Origin of the sequence: Pseudoalteromonas sp. A22, assembly GCF_018141345.1 — a bacterium.
In the GTDB taxonomy this organism is placed as follows: domain Bacteria; phylum Pseudomonadota; class Gammaproteobacteria; order Enterobacterales; family Alteromonadaceae; genus Pseudoalteromonas; species Pseudoalteromonas maricaloris.
Map to the genome: position 1 here is coordinate 2798509 of NZ_CP047238.1, position 20518 is coordinate 2819026.

At 43.4% G+C, this 20518-nt stretch carries 17 protein-coding genes; 7 read left to right on the plus strand and 10 right to left on the minus strand.

Annotated elements, in window-relative coordinates:
• Positions 1 to 44 precede the first annotated feature (44 nt).
• Complete coding sequence (locus GSF04_RS17465; RefSeq protein ID WP_211858085.1) at positions 45 to 677, minus strand: N-acetyltransferase; 633 nt, start codon at positions 675 to 677, stop codon at positions 45 to 47.
• Between the two features lie 276 nt (positions 678 to 953).
• Here GSF04_RS17465 and GSF04_RS17470 point away from each other — a divergent pair, with 276 nt between their 5' ends.
• The 3 genes from GSF04_RS17470 (at position 954) to GSF04_RS17480 (ending at position 2286) form a co-directional block, all read left to right on the plus strand.
• Positions 954 to 1181, plus strand: coding sequence for a DUF2789 domain-containing protein (locus GSF04_RS17470; protein WP_010370914.1), 228 nt, complete (start codon positions 954 to 956; stop codon positions 1179 to 1181).
• 71 nt (positions 1182 to 1252) lie between these two features.
• Positions 1253 to 1513: a hypothetical protein gene (locus GSF04_RS17475; protein WP_010370912.1), complete on the plus strand. Its 261-nt coding sequence runs from the start codon at positions 1253 to 1255 to the stop codon at positions 1511 to 1513.
• The gene (locus GSF04_RS17480) at positions 1513 to 2286 is read left to right on the plus strand and encodes a Zn-ribbon-containing protein (protein ID WP_039496912.1); all 774 of its coding nucleotides are present in this window, start codon (positions 1513 to 1515) and stop codon (positions 2284 to 2286) included. Before GSF04_RS17475 ends, GSF04_RS17480 begins: the two co-directional genes overlap by 1 nt.
• Positions 2287 to 2314: 28 nt before the next feature.
• On the opposite strand, the gene syd is transcribed toward GSF04_RS17480, so the two are convergent.
• Positions 2315 to 2866 (minus strand): SecY-interacting protein, encoded by a 552-nt coding sequence (syd, locus tag GSF04_RS17485; RefSeq protein WP_211858088.1) that lies wholly within the window; start codon positions 2864 to 2866, stop codon positions 2315 to 2317.
• A gap of 127 nt (positions 2867 to 2993) precedes the next feature.
• Here syd and queF point away from each other — a divergent pair, with 127 nt between their 5' ends.
• Complete coding sequence (queF, locus tag GSF04_RS17490; protein ID WP_211858090.1) at positions 2994 to 3839, plus strand: NADPH-dependent 7-cyano-7-deazaguanine reductase QueF; 846 nt, start codon at positions 2994 to 2996, stop codon at positions 3837 to 3839.
• Between the two features lie 259 nt (positions 3840 to 4098).
• Here the strand turns inward: queF and GSF04_RS17495 are convergent, their stop codons facing one another.
• Genes GSF04_RS17495 through GSF04_RS17510 form a run of 4 tightly spaced genes read right to left on the minus strand, consistent with a single transcriptional unit; the run spans position 4099 to position 11181 of the window.
• On the minus strand, positions 4099 to 4965 hold the full coding sequence (locus GSF04_RS17495) for a peptidylprolyl isomerase (RefSeq protein ID WP_211858092.1): 867 nt from the start codon (positions 4963 to 4965) through the stop codon (positions 4099 to 4101).
• Positions 4966 to 4967: 2 nt separating this feature from the next.
• Positions 4968 to 5789 (minus strand): transporter substrate-binding domain-containing protein, encoded by an 822-nt coding sequence (locus tag GSF04_RS17500; RefSeq protein WP_211858094.1) that lies wholly within the window; start codon positions 5787 to 5789, stop codon positions 4968 to 4970.
• On the minus strand, positions 5786 to 9445 hold the full coding sequence (locus GSF04_RS17505; RefSeq protein ID WP_211858096.1) for a translocation/assembly module TamB domain-containing protein: 3660 nt from the start codon (positions 9443 to 9445) through the stop codon (positions 5786 to 5788). The genes GSF04_RS17500 and GSF04_RS17505 overlap by 4 nt, the downstream gene beginning before the upstream one ends.
• The gene (locus GSF04_RS17510) at positions 9445 to 11181 is read right to left on the minus strand and encodes an outer membrane protein assembly factor (RefSeq protein WP_211858098.1); all 1737 of its coding nucleotides are present in this window, start codon (positions 11179 to 11181) and stop codon (positions 9445 to 9447) included. Before GSF04_RS17510 ends, GSF04_RS17505 begins: the two co-directional genes overlap by 1 nt.
• A gap of 239 nt (positions 11182 to 11420) precedes the next feature.
• Between GSF04_RS17510 and GSF04_RS17515 the strand changes: the two genes are divergently transcribed.
• Positions 11421 to 11753, plus strand: a complete 333-nt coding sequence (locus GSF04_RS17515; RefSeq protein ID WP_039496902.1) for a ribonuclease E inhibitor RraB — start codon at positions 11421 to 11423, stop codon at positions 11751 to 11753.
• A 35-nt stretch (positions 11754 to 11788) separates the two neighbouring features.
• On the opposite strand, the gene GSF04_RS17520 is transcribed toward GSF04_RS17515, so the two are convergent.
• The 3 genes from GSF04_RS17520 to pyrC all read right to left on the minus strand — a co-directional run bounded on the left by GSF04_RS17520 (position 11789) and on the right by pyrC (position 15153).
• Positions 11789 to 13531 (minus strand): DEAD/DEAH box helicase family protein, encoded by a 1743-nt coding sequence (locus GSF04_RS17520; RefSeq protein ID WP_211858100.1) that lies wholly within the window; start codon positions 13529 to 13531, stop codon positions 11789 to 11791.
• A 111-nt stretch (positions 13532 to 13642) separates the two neighbouring features.
• Positions 13643 to 13948, minus strand: coding sequence for an H-NS histone family protein (locus tag GSF04_RS17525; RefSeq protein ID WP_039496899.1), 306 nt, complete (start codon positions 13946 to 13948; stop codon positions 13643 to 13645).
• 167 nt (positions 13949 to 14115) lie between these two features.
• Positions 14116 to 15153, minus strand: coding sequence for a dihydroorotase (pyrC, locus tag GSF04_RS17530; RefSeq protein WP_130163700.1), 1038 nt, complete (start codon positions 15151 to 15153; stop codon positions 14116 to 14118).
• A gap of 185 nt (positions 15154 to 15338) precedes the next feature.
• Between pyrC and GSF04_RS17535 the strand changes: the two genes are divergently transcribed.
• Together GSF04_RS17535 and GSF04_RS23525 are read left to right on the plus strand one after the other, a co-directional pair.
• The gene (locus GSF04_RS17535; protein ID WP_211858102.1) at positions 15339 to 17699 is read left to right on the plus strand and encodes an EAL domain-containing protein; all 2361 of its coding nucleotides are present in this window, start codon (positions 15339 to 15341) and stop codon (positions 17697 to 17699) included.
• A 161-nt stretch (positions 17700 to 17860) separates the two neighbouring features.
• Positions 17861 to 18061: a hypothetical protein gene (locus GSF04_RS23525; RefSeq protein WP_349251736.1), complete on the plus strand. Its 201-nt coding sequence runs from the start codon at positions 17861 to 17863 to the stop codon at positions 18059 to 18061.
• A 1-nt stretch (position 18062) separates the two neighbouring features.
• Here GSF04_RS23525 and metE read toward each other — a convergent pair whose 3' ends face one another.
• Positions 18063 to 20339, minus strand: coding sequence for a 5-methyltetrahydropteroyltriglutamate--homocysteine S-methyltransferase (metE, locus tag GSF04_RS17540; RefSeq protein WP_349251737.1), 2277 nt, complete (start codon positions 20337 to 20339; stop codon positions 18063 to 18065).
• Positions 20340 to 20518 lie beyond the last annotated feature (179 nt).

The following is a 20518-nucleotide window of genomic DNA, read 5'->3' on the forward strand; positions in this document are numbered from 1 at the left end:
CACATTCTCGTAGGAGATATCTCACAGGGTAATTTCCATTGTTGCTATTTGCTCTTAAATAACAATGTGCCTTCTACTGAGCTAAACGCCATCTTTTGTAAAACTTGATAACCGTGACCCGAAAAAAACTGCGCGTGTTCTGGCTTAGTAATAAATACTGCCATCCCTTTCGTTTCTTCACTTTGTGCAATTAAATCATCCAGCGCGGTGAGTAAATAGTGACCATAGCCAAGCCCTTGAACATGTGGGTCAACGGCAATTAGGGATAAAAAGTGACACGGCTCTTGCGTTTGCAACGCTTGTCTAATCGACTTTTCTTTATCGATAAGCTGCTGCGTTTGCAAATATCCCGCACTCATCATGAGTCGTAATCGCCAATGCCATTGCCGATTTGCGTCCAATTCATCGCCATTTGCAATAACGCATGCTACCGCGACCAATCTATCTTGATGATATAACCCCACCATAGGCTGACCCGTTTGGCCAAATGCCGACAACTCTTCTCGTATTAAGGCTCTGAGTTTTTTTTCAAAAATTGCTTCTTGTTTTGCCTCCAATACCTGTTTGAGTAGCGGATCATCGTGGTAAGCCTGATACAACACACTCGCGGCTACATTGATATCTTCTGGATTTAAATATCTAACTATTAATTCATGTTGAGAAGTTTCTACTGACATCACGGTTCCTTATTGTTATTGCCCCAAGCTTCTGATAATCATGCCGAAATACTACTTAATATCAAAACCTCAGAATTTTTTCTGTGTACTTTAATAATGTACGGCTACTCGCTTGTGATAGATATTGATACAAGTCACAATTTATTCAGTCGTGGACAGGTATATTTATCATCGCATTAGTCATTATGGTTTTTATCGATGATGACTTGCTAAAGGTTTTACAACCACCTTTACTATAGTTAGTGAGTAAAATTCAAGCAAACGAGGGAGAACGAAATGGATACTAGTCGCCACACTATGAGTACTTTATTTGCCCAACTTGGACTCGACAACAATCCCAAGGCGATTGAAGGGTTTGTCAAACAACACCGCCTTCCTGACGATATGCTGTTAAGCCAAGCACCATTTTGGAATGAAGGACAGCGTCACTTTATTGAAGAATCACTGAAAGAGGACGCCGATTGGAGTGAAATCATTGACGAACTAGATGCGATGTTAAGATAGCTAAAGCAATCGCTCCTTGCGTAACTTGGTGCTATGATCCACTCCTATGATTTAGGCGTTTAGGAACCTCTATGCACCCTGCTGTTGCCAGAGCTATCAAAAAATTAGTCGATAGTGGAAAGACTCCAACCGTCGCGCTAACAAAAAGCAAATTAACTCAAAGCGTCGCAATGCCAGACGTCATCTCAGGCATTGCTGCGTACAAACAAGACCCTACCTGTATTGATCACTTTCAAGAGGTTGAAGAGGTCGTCAAAGCAAGTTCACAAAGCCAATTAGATAGAATTGAAGCTAAGCTTGATAAGCTCATTGCCTTATTGGAGAAGTCGTAGTGTTTGTTGTCGACTTAACTTTTGATTGCTATGAGGAAACCACCTTAGATGCTGCCGAGCAGGCCATTAACCGTGTGGTCAACGCGCTTCGCTTTAATGGTCAAATCATTGGTGACGAATTTCCAACTGTACTTAAAGATGGCTATTTCGTCACTCGTGTGATGTGTCCAGAAGAAGACGCTTTACATCCATTAAACCATAGTCCTTTTGTGAAGTTTGCGATTGACCAGCTACAGCAATCAGGCTTGCTTGCACCTAAGGTCAAAGTTTTTGGGCAAGATATACATGCCAACAGCGCTGATGCCTGTCATGAACCGTCAAGCTACATTCTCTACACCACATACGTACACACTTGTAGTCCACTGTATTGTGGCGACGACTTTTTACCAGTGCCTTTATATAAAATCCCAGCTATTGCCAACGGTGATTATAAAGCACTGATCAAATGGAAAGAAGATTGGCAAGCCTGCGATCAAATACAGATCAATGGCGCGACTCGCTGCGAATTTGCTGCATTGGAAGAAATTTCCAGTACGAGTAGCGATTTGTTTAGACGTGGCATGGATTTGAGCAAACGTATTCGCTTTCTCACAAAAAAACCGGTTTACTATTATCTGTATCGTGTTGGCGGCGAAAACCTCGCCGCAGAAAAAGCAAGAAAATGCCCAAGCTGCCAGGGAGACTGGTTACTTGAAGAGCCTTGGTTCGGCCTTTTCGACTTTCGCTGCGAAACTTGCCAATTGGTCTCGAATATTTCGTGGGACTTTCAATAAGGAGCGCAAGCTCCTTTATATCAATTAGCTATATTGGGTAGTTGACTGTCAGTTTTTCCACAAACTCTGCGATAGAATCAGCCAAAACATGATGCTGCTTCTTACCGACAAACTCTAACCCAACTTGACCCGTAGCGATATCGACCGACACCAATAAGTCATCTGCTTCTGTTAAGCCAATAAACACGGTTTCAGGTTGTTTGAGCCTGCGCTTCATTAAAATATGGCCGGTGATATTTTGCTGCAAGCGCTCGAAGTCATCTTCGTTCCATACTTGCAATAGCTCAATTTGCTTACCCTCTATGAATGCCACGATATTACCAGCGAAGAAGTCACCATACAGTCCGTTCAATCCGTCAGGAAATTGCGTTTCCAACGCTCTGGCTAAATCATTTAAATGTCCCGCTGGCGAGCGCTCTACCGCTAGCCATTTTATCTCGTTAAGCTTGTTCGGCTCACCCTGCTCACATGGGCTCGGCCAACTTTCATCGTGCTCGGTGCTCGGTAAATTTTTAAAGGTCTGTTGATGATAATCTACATAGGCTTGATGCAAGCGCGCCATATTTACGGGCTGAGTCATATATAAAGCTCTCTTTATTTTTCTCACTGCGGGCTGAATACTTGTTTCGTGTAATTAAGCAAATTGCTATTAATCCCGAGGTGAACATTCGTTATAATGACCGCATTGTAACGAGATTTGAATTAACATGACAGACTACAGTAACTCGCCAGAGCTGCAATCTTCTGTGCTTGGTAAAACCACAGAATACGCCAGTGTTTATACTCCAAGCCTGCTGCACCCCATTGCACGTAAACTCAATCGTGACCAAATCAATGTTGATGAGTCCGCTTTACCATTCAAAGGTGAAGATACCTGGACAGGCTACGAATTGTCTTGGCTCAATAACAAAGGTAAACCTCAAGTTGCGGTTGCCACTTTTGTGTTTCCTTGCCAAAGCTCACATATCATTGAGTCGAAATCGTTCAAACTTTACTTGAATAGCTTTAACCAAAGTCGCTTTGATACGATGGAAACCGTACGCCAAACGCTAGCTGCGGATCTTTCCACGGCATCAAATAGCCAAGTTAGCGTGACATTATTTGGCGCAGACGAATTCGATTGTATTCCTTTCTCGCGCCTCCCTGGTGAGTGTATCGACGAGCTGGATATTGAAGTTGATAGCTACACACCAAACAGTGACTTACTACAACTTGCCTCTGAGGATGTGGTTGACGAGACGCTTCACAGCCACTTACTCAAGTCAAATTGCTTGATCACCTCACAGCCAGACTGGGCAAGCGTGGTGATAAGTTACCGTGGTAAGCAAATCGACCGAGAATCGCTGCTTAAGTACCTGATCTCATTCCGTGACCACAACGAGTTCCATGAGCAATGTGTTGAGCGTATTTACTGTGAGCTTTGGCGCACCTTTAGCCCTGAAAAATTATCGGTTTATGCGCGCTATACTCGCCGTGGCGGGTTAGATATCAACCCATATCGTTCGAGTGAACAAGATCAAACTCCGTATACGGTAAGAACTAACCGACAGTAAAACGTAAAAAGCCATGTTCTCACATGGCTTGGCTTTTTATCACATCTAAGTATTGCTATTTAACCTGAGGTTTGAATAAGGAATGTTCCAACTCATTGTTGCTAAAGCAAAACTTAGTTTCTTCCTTGTCTAGCCAGAGAGTTTTAGGGAAAACAAGGCGAATTTACGCACCAATAGCTGGCTATTGGAAGTGAATTCAACGCAGTTAGCGCTAAAACTAGCTGCTAGAAAGGCATTAATTATCCGCAGCTCAGGTTATTTATTCCCCTGTCACGTCTTCCATTTCAACTGGGACGGGGACCGAACATATGTCGGTGTGATTTGGCGTATCAACAAACCAATCTCCCGCTCTATTTTTACGCGCAGCAATTAGCGACTCAAAAATCGGCGTATTTGTCTTTAGCCTTTTAAACGAAGGCGCACCTTTTACATCAGCAAGTACCGTAATGCCTTTGATAACATTGAACGCTTGTCCAGCAACAGGTTTACGATCTAGGTGCTGAACATGCTCCATTCCCGATAACAACTGTCCAAATACGGTGGTGTTTTTGTCTAGGTATCGCTGCGGCGTCAACGTGATGTAAAACTCAGTACCACCACTGTTAGTATCGTTAGTTCTAGCCATGGCAAACGAACCAACGCAGTGTGTCATCCAGGTTTTGGTTCCAGCTTCATTTTGTCCTACGGCAAAACCATTTAAAAACCCGGTACGTGGCGCGTAGCCGTCCACAGCATCTAGCGACGTGATCTTCAAGGTTGAATCCGTGTGATGAAAAAACTCGGCGGCAATCGCTTTTTTTCCTTTTTGTGGCATTTTCTTGTCCGACATATCGCCGCCTTGGGCCACAAAGTTTTCCACAAACCGATACATACTCAAATTAGTGTAAAATCCTTCTCGCGCTAACGCTTTAATATTTGCCACATGATTGGGCGCAAGTTCAGGGTTAAGCGCGATATAGACCGGCCCTGTTTGTAGTTCTATTTTAAGAATATTTTCAGGGTCCAACTGCTGCCAGTCGCTGCTTTTGGCCTCAGCAACGACTTCCGATGGTGACTTTGTATAAGGTTTTGCTAAGACAGGGGATGTACTTATGGCAAGCGCAATAAGTAGTAAGGTTTTTTTCATTCTTATTTTCCTTGTTTATACCAGTAAAATGGCACCTCCAACGGCGCACTGGGTGGCAGGTTTGGATTGTCTAATTCTATGACTGTTTTGTTTTTAAGATCTAGCTTTTCAAGACGAGCGGAAAAGTGTTTTAAGAATAACGCCTCAAATCGGCCATCTTGCAGTGCGCTTTTGAGGCCTTTCTCAATTTGGCTATGGAGCAACGGGTTGTCGTGAGAAACAAAAAAGTATACCGCCGAAGGGTAGTAAAACACCACGTGCTGATCTGCGACCAAGTCCGTGTCACTCAGTGCAGCTTCAATACTCACTAAATCGCTTGGTAGCACATCAAAACGTTTTTTCAACAGCATGTCGTAACCACTGTCTTCTTGTGAGAAAGAAGTCACACTGAGGCCATTACGCTCAAAAACCTGATGGTCAGGCCAATCTCTGCGTAAACCAAAAGTAACTCGGCGCAAGTCGCCAATGTAGCGCACTCCACTCAGTAAGGCTTGATTATGTTTGTGCACTAAAGGAATGCGATAACCCAAAATCCCTTTCACTAGGGGAATGCGAATTGCGCTCGCGGCCTTTTCGCGCTGTGAGTTAGTCACTAACCAACTGACATCCAGTCCCCCTTTTTCTCCAAGTAGGCGCACCGCTCTGTCTTGCGAAGGAATACTTCTCACTGATACGAGCCTCGCTGACTCTATCTGGTAAGACAGAGCTAAAGTAAGCAACTCTATAATGTACGGATCGGCACCTGCGCTAATTCTAATTTCCGTCGTTTCTTGTGCTTTGAGAGGAAATATCACAAAACCTAGAGCGAGCCAGAGCAGTTTCATTTGTCATCCCAATCAAACTTGTATAAGAAGTCTATACTGTTGTACAAACCGCTCGTGGCTTCAACATAAAACTTCGAAAAAACACGATAACGCAGCGCAATTTCATTAATAGACTCAAATACCCCAACACGATAACTGACCTGAACATTGGGAGTGATATAGCCTGACACCTCAACTTGTGTATCGTCACCACTGCCTTTTGCTGATAGGTTAACATCCGAAAGTCCAAGCGATTCCCCCGCCTTACTAAAAAATCCTTCACTGCGGTCAATTCCCTGTGAGAGTAAAAACTGTGTGAGTAGCGCGTTGTTAGAGGTTTCTGATTCCCCTAAAGGCTGACCGTTAAGTAGGTATGACAACGCCTTGGCTTGGTCCATTGCAGGCTCTGAAAACACAGTCAAACGCGGCTTAGCAATATTGCCCGTGAGCTCAACACCCGCTATTACATCATTGGCGGTTGTCGCTGGATTTCGAATAGCTCGAATGTTCAAATAAGGTTTATCTAATGCGCCATTGAAGCCAATTTGTCCTGTGCGGATCAACAAGTCTTGGCCAAATGCACGGTATTTCCCCTCTCTCAATTGCAACTCACCCGTTGCTAACATTGGCGACTCAACTTGCTTGTCAATTTCGATTGCACCGGTAACAAAGCTATCTAGCCCAAGCGCCTTCACCCTAAAATTATCTTTAACGGTCAGTTTTAAGTCTATTTCATGTTGAATTGGCACCGACATCTGCTTTTGCACCTTGGCATCAACAATGACCTCATCATCGCTTGGTGAGGTGACTCCCTCAGGCAGAGATTCAATGTTTACTCGGCCAAACGGCACCACAATTTCTCCAAGTACTCGCGCAATCTTATCTTTATAGGCAAGTGTTAAATCCGGGCTTGCGGTTAGTTCAATCTGTGAGTCTGGTTGCACATAAATATTTTCGCCCTTTATTTTGACTTCAGCAGAGAGCTCGGGCGACCAATAGGCTTCGCCAGTGAGTGCCACCTTGCCGCCTTTTGCTGCAGTTAACTCAGCCTCTAGTTGAGCGGAAGTGGTATTAAAATCAAGATTGATGTGACCTTTATCGATTTCCACAGGCAAAGAGTCCGAAGACATAAATAAGCGCTGAGCGGTTAGTTTACCGTTCACTTCAGGGGCTGCGAGGCTGCCTGAGATATTTATATCCCCTAACACTTCCCCTTGCAGGTCAAAACTTTGTTCCGTTACTCGGTTTAGTAGCGCTGACAACTTAGCCAGCTCAATTGACTCTATTTTTACATTACCAGCTAATTGTGGGGATTGTTTATCTAGCGGCACGCGTGTATCACCACTGAACTTACCTAAGGTATCGGAGGTCATGCGCCAATCAGCGTGGATTTGCTTGTTATTGGTTTTTAGTAACGCTTTAAATTCAGAAATTGAAAATGTTTGCCCATGAGTCGTAACGCCGGCATCAACAATGTTCAGCTCGCCATCGGCTCGCGTTACTTGGCCATTTTGCCACGCAAGTTTAGCCACGGCCTGAGTTTCACCTGTTATTTTGAGCTCTGCTGGCAACCAAGTTTGTAGTTTAGCCAGTGCCAATTTCTCCAGTTTAACATCGGCCTGCCCTTGTGTGCCTTGTTGCTCGGCTGCAAAACACAAATCGGTATCACCCATCTGCCAACACTGCTTTGCAATGCGCTGACTGACATCACTGATCACGATTGCGGCAGGACTTTGCAATGCAATTGTTTGCCCTTGAGAAGTTACCTCACCAGACGATAATTCTCCCTGCCAGGTTGACTGTTGCATCTTGCCATTGACTTCAAAGCTTGCAACCACTCGTTTATCACGAATATCCAATGTCGCGTTATGTTGCTGCTGGTTGCCTTTCATAGCTAAACGAATGTCTTCAACCATTTCAGAGTCAACAATCAAACGGTCTAGTGCCAGTTTAATTTGCCCAGTCACTTCATTGGCAATATCAACCGTGCCTTTCGTCGTTAAGCCATGTAGTGCAATATTTTGGTAGCGCACCGAGTCAAACTTAATATCGGTCTGAATCCTCGGCTTAAGGTGGTCGCCCTGAATAAAGATTTCACCACTGCCTTTTAAGTCAGCTGGAATAAGCGTATTTGCCGCTTGCTCAAACTGAAAGTCAATATCGAGATCTAACTGCTGACCAAGCTCACCGCTTACCGTCAGGCTATTTTTGCCATAATTCAGGCGTGCGTGGCTAAACTCACCTAGTAGGCTCTCATCCACAACGACCTTAACGTCCGCATTAAGCGGGGCACCTGCTACTTTACCATCGAGCTTAAAGCGCTCAACATTAACCTGCCACTGCTCACCTTGACTCACAAAATCAAGCGCGAACTGCCCTGCCAGCATATCGTTTTCCGTCAGGCCAGCATCGTATTGCACTAGCCCTAGCAATCTATCGACTGGTAGCTGAGAAAAGTCCCCGTCCACTTTACCCTTCACCCCTTGCGACCAGTTCACTTGTCCTGCTATTTGCGCTTGCGCCTTTTCTAGCTGAAGCTTTGCTTTAGCGAGTGTAAACGCTTGTAGTCCACCTTGCCCTTCAAGTGTCGCGGTAACATCACCAAATTGCACAGTATTAACAGCGATTGAGCCTGACAAATGGTATTTTGAGACATCCCCGCTCAAGCCGAGTGTGGCACCTTTTAAAGTCGTGGGCTCTGAAGGAATAACTAATTTATCTATTTGACCCTGTAACTCAAAAGGCCAGTTTGTCGCTGTCAAATCCGCATGGGCTTGCAGTTTTGCAAACGCCATTCCCTCACTATTCAAAGTAAGCGTAAGATCGTGAGGGCGACCCGCCAGTGTTAAACTGGCTAACCCCTGTGGCGCACTCAAGGTTGACCTCAGATCAATAGCCCAGTCGTTAAGCAAGACTTCTGCCGCTGCTGATATAAACCATTCTTGATAGTTAAGCTGAACCTGCTCCACGTCCACATTTTCAGCCACTACAACTTGAGAAAGCTTGATATTCTCAAGCGTCTGCTCATCTATCGCGAGGTTGTTAATCTTTAACTCGCCGAGCTCAGCGGTTAGCGGCAGGTCTATCTTAGGTAGTTGGAGTGGCGCTAATGCATTAAGTGGTGCTGGTGATTTTGCAGGCACGGGCTGATCGGTTGCCTTTGTGGTCAACTTCACACTGTCTAACAGCAAAAAAGGGACATTAAAATGTGAGCCAGAACCTGAAAGCTGCGTGTCTAAGCCTTGCAATTGCACAGTAATATCCGGCGTTTTCAACGAAAATTGCTGAACTTGCGCACGTTTTATTGCAATTGGCAGTGGTAACTCAACTTGGCCACTTTCCGTAGTTTCCGCTTCGCTGACACTTTTCTGCTTTTGTACAATCGCTATCGTTTTTGCGTCTAGCGCAATGCAAACGCTAGCACAGGTCAACCACTCAACAGTAACTTTGGTGTCTCTAAGGCGAATATCGATATCGTCATTGTGATAACGCAACGTAAGATTGGCGCCAGATAATAAGCGCTTGTCTAAGCCATCGATTTCTAACCCTGAAACCGTTTTATTCGCTACCCAAACCAGTAACTTTTGCCCCGGCAAGGTAAAACATAAACAAACCAACAGTAAAAATAGGCTAATAATGGCAGTAATGATTTTGATTCTTAAGCTTCTGAACTGCATTAGATTTCAGGTCCTATAACAATACTAAGACGGGTGCTTTTACTTTCTTTAGTCAGCCCCCAAGCATGATCGAGCCGGATTGGACCAACGGGGGTTAAATAACGAAAACCAAACCCAGCTCCAACTTCCCAAGCGTCCGAGAAATCGTTCGTTGCAGTACCTGCATCAACAAACAAAGCGGCTCGCCAACTTGGGTGGAATTGATAGTTATATTCCACTGTGCCTGTGGCTAAATATCTGCCGCCAAGTATGCGCCCTTCGTCATCGCGAGGACCGATGGATTCATAGGCAAAACCACGGATGCTTTGATCTCCTCCAGCAAGGAAACGGTGGGTAAACGGAATTTGGTCAATATCCTTTGTCACGATCGCCCCTAAGTCTAAGCGACCAAAAAATAAATGCTTGGTTTCAAAGCTTCTTAGCCATTCATTGTTCCATCTCACTTTCAACATATTTGCAGACGATAGTACAGAATCTGCTGCAGCTTCAATGGAGATCAGGCGCTCGTTCCCCCAATAAGGTAACGCGCCACCTTTACTTTCTTTCTTTAAGTAGCTAATACCTGGGATCAACATTTCCGTGCGCTGCTTTTCGCCTAGCTGTTCCGTAGTTTCGTGTTCACGTTTCAAAAACGCCGTTCTCACCCACTCGTCATCCGTTAGCCATTGTCGCTGTACCTGTACGTTCCAAATCCGACTGTTGATCCCTTCCGTTACTTCATCCTGCACCTTATAACCGCCTAACACACGCCACAAATCGTCGTTAGGATTGTCTACGGGAATGGTATAACTGGCAGTGATATCTTGTTGCTTTTGCGACAACCTCAGATTGGACTCAAAGGAATGACCATCCTCGGTGATCCAAGGTTTAGTCCACTTAAAACGGGTTTTTGCACCCACATCATCACTGTAGCCAGCACCCACTTCAAAGCTATTTGCGGGTTTGTCTTCAACACTCACCCGAACTGGGATCTGATCGCTCGTCCGGTCCTTTAACAGCGGATAAACCTTTATCGCACTAAAATAAGGAGTGGCATTTAAAGACAGATTAAAATCGGACAAGAGGCTCGCTTCAAACGGCTGCCCTTTCGAAAATGGGCTTAGCGAACGTATATAGTTAGCCGCTTTGGTGTTTCCCTCAATAGCAAGGTCACCAAATTGATAACGTTTACCAGTGTTGAGCAGCAGTCGCACGCCAGCATAGCGATTCGCTTTGTGAACAAGCAATTTGGACTCTTGCCATTGATAATCAAAATATCCAAGTTCTAGTAGCTCGCTTTCAAAGCGACTTTTCGTTGCCTGATAATCACTATGATTGACTTGCTTGCCAACTTGGATCGGTACATCTTTGATAAGCGAAACTAAATCCGCATTGTCCCTACCCGCACCCACAAGCTCAATATTAATATCTTTCCATTTCAGAGGTGCTTCAAGTTTGACTTCGGCTATGACGTTTTGCCCTTCTCCACTGAGTTGAATATCAAAATGATAATAACCTAAAGCATGCAAAGCGCGACGTATGTCCGCACGCACCTCTTTCATCACCCGAGGGACTTTTGGCTTACCTTTGTAAGATTTTAAAAAACCAGTGATGTTGTCTTCTACATCGCCGTTTTCGACTTTGACTTCAATGTTGGAGATTGTTACTGATGCAGGACGAGACTCAGCACCTGCGTTAAACGAGGAAAAGCAGCACAAAAAAAGCGCTAGTGTTAAACAAGAGAAATACGGCTTCATTAAAATAAAACGACCTAAATATCGCGACTTATGGGCATCGATAACGCCATTGTGCTTGTGAAAATGGATACTGTAAAACGACTTTTCAGAGAAAGTGCAATTTTACTGAGCTTAAGCTGAACATAGGGTGTATTTTGTTGTAACGCAGTGGGTTTTATCGCACATTTATTTACATTCATCCTTTTTATTTTCTTGAAGATGACGGACAATAGCAGCAATTGAACCTGCAGAGTGAAATTATGCAATTCCCAAATGATGATAACGGTGAGCTTCTAGCTGAGATTGCCGCTGCTGGCGTTGATCTGACGCAAATGCAGAATATCGATTTTTATATTCTTTTCGAGCAAGCTGATGATGCTAAGCGCTTCATTGGTGCGATTGAGAAAGACGAATTAGCACCGAAAACCCAGTTACAACAATGTCCTGACACTGGTGTTTGGGAAGTGATCACCACGGTGACTATGGTCCCGATGCACGAGCTACTGAGTCAGACGGAGCAATACCTTGAAAGCATAGCCAATGGTTATGAAGGATATGGTGACGGCTGGGGCTTAATGGCCTCGGAAGAATAAACTGCCACAGAAAATCCGATTTTTATACAGAAAGGCTAACTTTTGTCAGCCTTTCTGTAGCTACCTTGATAATCAAACAACTTTTCAGAAACCTGCCAACCAAACTTCTTGTGTAATTTAGCAATCACGAAATCCGGTGCAATCAAATCTGTATCTATCACTTCTTCAGCTGACTGCCAGTTTGCAGGTGCCGACGTAGATTTTCGCCGCTTTGCAAATTGCTGGTGGAATATAAATAGACTCTTTTGATTAGAAAAGTCATAGACTTCACTACAACTTGCCCCATCCTCATCAAAGTAAGTAATTTTTAATTTATTGCCACTGAGCACTTCGCCACATAGTCCGCTGCAGCGCAGCACCATTGCATGTTTTAAATTCAGTGCTGCACGCAACTTATCATCTGGGTCTGCCATTATTCCGCCGCATTGATGGCATTGCCTTGCAGCAATATCATTTTCTGCACCGCATTGCTCACACTCTTTAAACTTAAAACGATAATCACATTGCTGCGAGTGACCTTCATCGTCTTCAAGCAATCCTTGACAGCGCCTGCCAAAATGCTCTATTAGCTTGCCTTGCTCGTCTACCTTGCCCCAGAAAATATTGGCAAAGCCACAACCTGGACACAGCACCTGTACGGGCTCATTGTCTGAATTTGGCTTTTTACTGCCCACTTCAGGTGCAAATAAGTCAAAGTCGTTGCCTGCATAATCAATGACAAAACAGTCTTCTTTGTTTTCGTCTAACCTAAGTCCTCTGCCTACAATCTGCTGATAGAGGCTCACGGACTCCGTGGGTCTCAAGATAGCGATAACATCAACATGGGGCGCGTCAAACCCGGTAGTCAGCACAGAAACATTCACTAAATACTTAATTTCTCTATTTTTGAACTGGACGATAAGTGCATCTCTCTCGGCAGATTTGGTTTCACCCGTGATAAGCGCACTATATTGCGTGGGTAAATAGCCAAGAATTTCTTTTGCATGCATAACCGTCGCGGCAAAAATCATTACTCCCGCCCTATTTTCACTGAGCGCCAATAAATGAGTGATAATGCTCTTTGTTGCACGGGTCTGTGCTTGTAATAATGTATTCATATCAGATTCTGAATAACGTCCAAATGAATCTGTACTTAAACTAGAAAAATCATAATTCTCAACGGCAGGATCAATTTTATTAGGCGGCGTCAGATACGAATTTTTTATCATATATCTAAGTGGTAATTCGTAAATACACTGCTTAAATGGTGATTCAGCTTTTCCTCTAACAAAACCGTGATAATGCTTATGATATATCCACCCCATCCCCAATCGATAAGGCGTTGCTGTTAAGCCCAGTAACTTTAGTTCAGGATTAAACTGAGCCAGTTGGTTTAAAATTTGCTGATACTGACTATTATCTTCCCCACTCACTCGGTGACATTCGTCAATGATAACTAATGAATAAAATTGATTGAGTTGTGATAAGTTTCGAGACAATGACTGCACACTGGCAAAAGTCACCTGGTGCTGTAACGACTTTTCTTTTAATCCAGCAGAAAATATACTCGCTTGTAATCCATAGCTTTTATATTTTTGTGCATTTTGCTCTACGAGCTCTTTAACATGAGTCAATACTAATATTTTGTGCTTCGCAAGTCGTGCAAGCTCAGCAATCACGAGACTCTTTCCGGCGCCTGTAGGTAACACAATGACAGCTGACTCGCTTGATTTGCGAAAGTGATTCAGCGTATTTTGTACCGCTTCTTGTTGGTAAGGTCTTAAAACGTAAATAAGCACCTCAGGATATAAATAATTAAGTCAAAAAAGGCGTATCCATAAGATACGCCTTTTATTTAGGCTATTTTAAAAAGCTGTTCAATACCGAACAACCTTCATAATAAAGTATTGTTAGATTAGATAATCATCTAGGTTAACACCTTGGAATACTTTAGGTGTTTTACCACGGCCAGTCCACTCAATTACTTCACCGTCTTTTTCAATACGGTATTTTGCTTTTACTTTAGAACGACGGTCAGCTGGCGTAGAGCCTACTAAATCATCAAGCGTAAGTCCTTTTTCTTTCAGCATAGCCAATACTTCTTCTTTAGCCTGCTGTTGTTCCTTTTGCTCGTCCAGTGCTTTTTGAATAAGCTCTAATGCTTTTTCCAAATCACCGTAGCTTGCATTTTTAATAAAAGACTTGATCTCACGCATTGATACTCTCTCAATTAAGCTTAGTTTTAATATTTATATTGAATACTATATTAAAATTAATAAAAAACAAATTGTATTCTATGAATTTTAATTTTGTTACTAAAAAAGCGCCATAATGGCGCTTTTTAGTTAGAATTAAGAAGATTTAATTACATTTTGTTTAAATCTTATTCAACTTTCCAATCAATTGTCGACCCAGCTTTAATTGGTACGACCGTCCCTTCACCTAATTTATATGTATCAGGCACTTGCCATGGAGACTTAGTCAGCGTAATGGTATCCGTATTGCGCGGTAAGTCATAAAAGTCCGGACCAAAGTGACTCGCAAAACCTTCTAACTTATCAAGCGCATTCGCATCTTCAAATGCCTCTGCATATAGCTCAATTGCGGCATGTGCAGTGTATGCACCGGCACAGCCACATGCAGCTTCTTTTTTATCTTTCGCATGAGGGGCTGAGTCTGTGCCCAAGAAGAATTTTTTACTTCCGCTTGTCGCCGCTTCAATTAATGCCTGTTGATGCGTATTACGCTTTAAGATAGGCAAGCAATAATAGTGAGGACGAATGCCACCAGCCAACATATGATTGCGGTTATAAAGCAAATGATGAGCTGTGATAGTTGCAGCAACGTTGTCAGGCGCTTGATTAACAAAATCAACTGCGTCTTTTGTTGTGATATGTTCGAGTACAATTTTTAACGTCGGGAAGTTATCAACGACTTTGGCTAGTTTCGTCTCAAGGAATACTTTTTCTCTATCAAAAATATCAATAGAAGAGTCCGTCACTTCACCGTGCACGAGTAGTAACATGCCAACTTCTTGCATCGCTTCGAGCGCTGGATATACATTTTCAATATCCGTTACACCCGATGCTGAGTTTGTCGTTGCACCGGCTGGATACAACTTAGCAGCAACAATATGACCAGTTGCTTTCGCTTTTTTGATTTCTTCAGGAGTCGTGTTATCCGTAAGATATAACACCATTAGAGGCTGAAAGTTACCTTGAGGATTAGCGGCCATAATGCGGTCACGATAAGCCAAAGCAGTCTCTGTGCAAGTTGCTGGTGGTACAAGGTTTGGCATGATAATCGCGCGGCCCATGTAGCGACTAATATCTCTTACCGTGTCGACCAAGACATCACCATCACGTAGGTGTACATGCCAATCATCTGGTCGTGTAATCGTTAGCGTTTGTTTGCTCGTCATTGCTCTCTTCCACTGCTGAATTTGCCCGATCATAGGCTGCACATGGGTGTTAGTAAAGTTTTTCAGGCCAACCGCAGATTATTTCATTTTGTAAGTTTACTTTTAGCTCGTTTTCATTTTTCACAATATTGGTAAATATGTACAATTTAAGTTAACTTAGTAGCATCTTTTCATGAGAAATATGTATGCTATCTGAGAACCAAAAATTAGAATCAAAAACTGAGCAGCTTAGCATCATTAACCAGTTTTCTTCCTCGCTGCTGCATCTAACCAAACTTGACGAATTATTTGAATACGTTACAACACAGGTCGTTAATCGACTGGGGTTTGTAGATTGTGTTATCTATCTCGCTGATCCTTATCAAGAGTATCTAGAAGTCGCTGCGAGTATGGGCGTTTCCCATGCTAATGGGGATTATCGTGTTGAACAAACTAAGATAAAAATTGGTTCAGGTATTACCGGGCAAGTCGCAACGACTAGAGAGCCGTTTATTTCTGGAAACGTCGCCGCTCATCCTATGTATATTGCAGATTTACGTCCAGCGATGTCAGAGCTTTGTGTACCACTTGAGTATGACGACCACTTAATCGGTGTGATTGACTGTGAGCATCCAGAGGCTGATTATTTTACCTCCGCGCATTTACAAATATTATCGACGGTCGCACATCTGCTCAGTGCCAAAATCCATCAGTTACGCACCTTAGAAAACCTCCAAACCACGATTGCCCAGTTACACCAAGCACAGAATTTAGAAAAGTCCCTGCTTAAAATTGCGAATATTACTTACCGCTTTGAGAACCTTGAAGCTTTTTATGATGACTTATATAAAATCATTGCCTCTCAGCTTTGCGCCGAGAATTTCTTTATCGGCCTTTATGATACTCAACAGGATATTTTAGAAATCGATTATTTGATTGAGGGAGGCGAAAAATGTAATGCACACCAAAAAGTATCAAAAGATCAGATTAAGCATACTGCATCCTACTATATTCTGAAGAATCAACGACCACTGCTGTGTGATAACGATCAATTTAGAATGCATATCACGCGGGGGGACTTTAAAATGGTGGGTCGCTCGCCACGCTCTTGGTTAGGCGTACCATTTTTGGTTAATGATCAATATCAGGGCGTGATTGTGCTGCAAAGCTACAATAACGACCAAGCTTTCGTGAATCATGATTTATCTATTTTGACTTATATAAGTCGTCAAGTCAGCATGGCCATAGACCGGCAGCTTTCAAGGCAGGCGCTAGAACATCGAGCCTTGCACGACGATTTAACGGGCCTTGCCAATCGTTATTTATTATTAGAGCGGATCAAACATGCCATTTTGAGACTAGCGCGAATGGAGTCCTCTAATTTGCACTGCCTGATCTATCTCGATTTAGACAGATTTAAAAGCATTAATGACTCACTTGGCCACGATGTTGGCGACCATTTCTTGATTGCTATTGTCGAGATGATAAATGGCTGTATTCGCAAAACCGATACCTTTGCACGGCTCGGGGGTGATGAGTTTGCGATTTTTATGGAAAATGTCCAAGACAGGCAACAAGTCACTCTGCTGCTTGATAGGATCACCACGGCTATAACCAAGCCCCTTCATATAGATGGTCATGTTCTGCAAGCGTCTGGCAGTATTGGCGTTGCGTTCACTGATAACGAGTCCGATAGCGCAATTCATTTACTGCAGCAAGCAGATGCCGCCATGTACGAAGCAAAATCTTCGGGTCGGGGTCAAGTCTGCTATTTTAATAATGCCATGCGCAAGCGCCTGAAACAGCAAGCCGATATTGAAAATGATCTGCAACATGGCATAAAAAACAATGAATTTGCGCTGTATTATCAACCGATATTTTCTCTCACGACTGGCGCTATTGTGAGCTTTGAAGCCCTTGTCCGTTGGTTTCACCCCAAAAACGGGCTCGTTTCTCCAGATGCTTTTATTCCAATTGCAGAGCAAACCGGACAGATCATTGAGCTTGACTTACATTTGTTGGAATTAGCAGCCAAACAACTCAAACGCTGGAAAGCGCAAAAGCTGCCGAAGACTCGTGTTACGGTAAATGTTTCGTCGCGACATTTCGCAAGCTTAGAGTTCGTTGATACGATCCAGCAACTTTATCATCATTATGAGCTTGCACCTGGCTCTTTATGTTTGGAAATCACAGAATCTGGATTGATAGCAAACCTCGCCCTCGCAACCAAAATTATTCAAGGATTAGAATCCCTTGGAGTGAAGCTTTATCTTGACGACTTTGGTACTGGTTACTCTGCTTTAGGTTATTTGCACCAGCTCCCCATTCATGTGCTTAAAATTGATAAGAGCTTTATTGACCAACTAACTGAAAGAGAAAACCCGCTAGTTGATGCGATTTTGAAACTTGCACAATCACTTAACCTAACCGTTGTCGCTGAAGGTATCGAGCTCGAAACCCAGTGGCAGCTATTAAAGCAAAAAGGCTGTCAGTTTGGTCAAGGCTATATTGTTTCTAAACCATTAGCCGCAGATCAAGCGATGGCATTTTTACTGAGTAGAAACTAGGGCCTGTTGATCTTTCAAGTTTGTTTTTGCAGCAGTTTGATTGGTATTTATACAAGGCAGAGCCAGCTTAGCATAGTCATTCTATGTAAGTCTGGCGATAAAGACTTTGTGCTCCTGCAAAGTCCCCTTACCCCACATCCTTGTGGGGCAACACAGAAGAAATGCTAATCAAGCGCTGCCCTTTGGGTTCATCTGAGTGCGCTTTGTTCATTGTTGCTCAACTTTTGCCTAGATTACTAGGCGGCAAGTCGAGCGTCGCGACCAAAACACACTCAGAAGAACAAAAATCAAACAGCAAAGGTCAACAGGCCCTAGCAAATACCTCATTGTTTATAAACAATGAGGTATTTAGACTGGTTTAGATTAACTTTCCCCTAATTCGCTTCTAAGCTCCTTGGTGGCTGTCACCATATTCTCAAGTGCAGCTCGGGTTTCTGGCCATGCTCGGGTTTTTAGCCCACAATCTGGATTCACCCATAATCTTTCTACCGGGATTTTCTTCGCTGCTTTGTGAATTAAATCTTTTATCCATGCCACCTCAGGGACGTTTGGCGTGTGAATATCATAAACACCAGGTCCGATGTCATTGGGGTAGTCAAAATCTTCAAAGGCGTCAAGTAAGGTCATATTTGAACGTGACGTTTCAATTGTGATCACGTCCGCATCCATATCCGCTATGGCGGCGATAATATCGTTAAACTCCGAATAACACATATGCGTATGGATCTGTGTTTCGTCATTCACACCACTTGCAGATACCCTAAACGCATACGCCGCCCACGCTAAGTAGGTTTGCCACTGACTGGCTTTGAGTGGCATCCCCTCTCTAAATGCAGGTTCATCGATTTGGATCACCTTAATCCCTGCATTTTGCAAATCTACCACTTCATCTCTCAGTGCTAATGCGATTTGATTCGCGATGCTCGGCTTGTCTAAGTCATCTCTGACAAACGACCAAAATAAAATAGTCACAGGCCCTGTTAGCATGCCCTTCATCGGTTTTTTGGTTAAGCTCTGTGCATAACTCGTCCAATTAACTGTCATTGGTGCCGCACGCGAGACATCACCCCAGATCACAGGGGGCTTAACACAGCGCGAACCATAACTTTGCACCCAACCAAACTGAGTAAAGGCAAAACCTTCGAGTAATTCACCAAAGTACTCAACCATATCATTGCGCTCTGCTTCGCCATGAACCAGCACATCTAAGTTAAGCGCTTCTTGTTCTTCAACGGCATAACGGATCTCCGCTTCCATCTGGCTTTGATAAACATCAACACTCAACGTACCCGCTTTATAATCACGTCGTGCCTTACGGATCGCTTGGGTTTGTGGGAAAGAGCCTATCGTTGTGGTTGGCAATAAGGGTAAATTTAGCGACTGTGCTTGTTTTTTAATTCTGGTTGCGAATTCACTATTGCGTTGACCGTCTTTTGCTGTAAGCGTTGAAACACGCTGCTGCACCTCATTATTATTCACCCGAGTAGAGGTCAAACGCGCTTTTACAGGCTTAGAATATTCGACCAACTGGGTAATATCACGCTGCTCCAATGCATTTTTCAATAATGCCAGCTCTTGCCCTTTTTGTTTGGCAAATGCGAGCCAAGACTTTAACTCACTGTCAAGCTTTTGCTCTTGATCTAAGTCGACTGGCGTATGTAATAATGAGCATGAAGGAGCAAGCCAGAGATTATTACCACGACGTTCATGAACCAGAGCAAGTTGCTGATATACACCTTCAAGATCCGAGCGCCAAATGTTACGACCATTCACAACCCCGAGAGACAGTACGCTATCCTTCCCAACTACTTTCTCTAACGCAGCCAAGTCGTAGTTTGCCGTTACGCAGTCAAAATGTACGCCTTCTACAGGGTAAGACCGGATATCTTCAACATGCGCTTGTACGGAGTCAAAATAACTGGCCAACAACACTTTTACTCCTTGGCCGCTCAACGCATCAAAACTCCGGCGCAGCGCGTTGCGATAAGCATCATCGATTTCCAATGCTAAAATAGGTTCATCAATTTGTACCCACTCAACGCCTTGCTCAGCAAGCTTGCCGAGTACCTGCTGATATACAATCAATAACTTATCTAATAAAGCCAATTTATCGAACTCTTGACCAACGCATTTAGCTAAGTAGAGATAGGTTACCGGGCCGATCAATACGGGCTTTGCTTGGTAGCCAAGTAATTGTGCTTCTTCTACTTGAGTAAACAACTCCGTCCAAGTTAGGGAAAATTCCTGCGTTTGAGTTAACTCGGGGACGATGTAATGATAATTGGTGTTGAACCATTTCGTCATTTCACTTGCAGCACACGCACAGCCGCTAGGTGCTCGCCCTCTGCCAATCCGAAACAAAGTATCGAGATTTACCGACTCATCATTTTTATGACGACTAGGAATAGCGCCGACAAGCAATGAAATATTCAACACGTGATCATACCAAGCAAAATCGCCTACAGGGAGAAGGTCAACACCAGCGTCAGCTTGCAATGCCCAGTTTTCTGCACGAATGCGTTTTCCTTCCGCGATTAATTCGACTTGTGTTAAGTCGCCTGACCAATAGCGTTCTACTGCAAATTTAAGTTCACGCTTTTTGCCTACGCGTGGAAAACCCAAGTTATGTGTTAATGCCATGATTTTAATTCCGTCTAGATGTATGGATGTCCAAAATATAATTCTCATGATCAAAAACAACAATTGATGCTTTCTCAGATTTCATATGAATAAAATTAAATTGTAATTTTTTGCAAAATTTTTACAGAAGTAGTGACAACGCTGTCATTTTTAGTGTTATAGTGGATTTGTGAATTTTT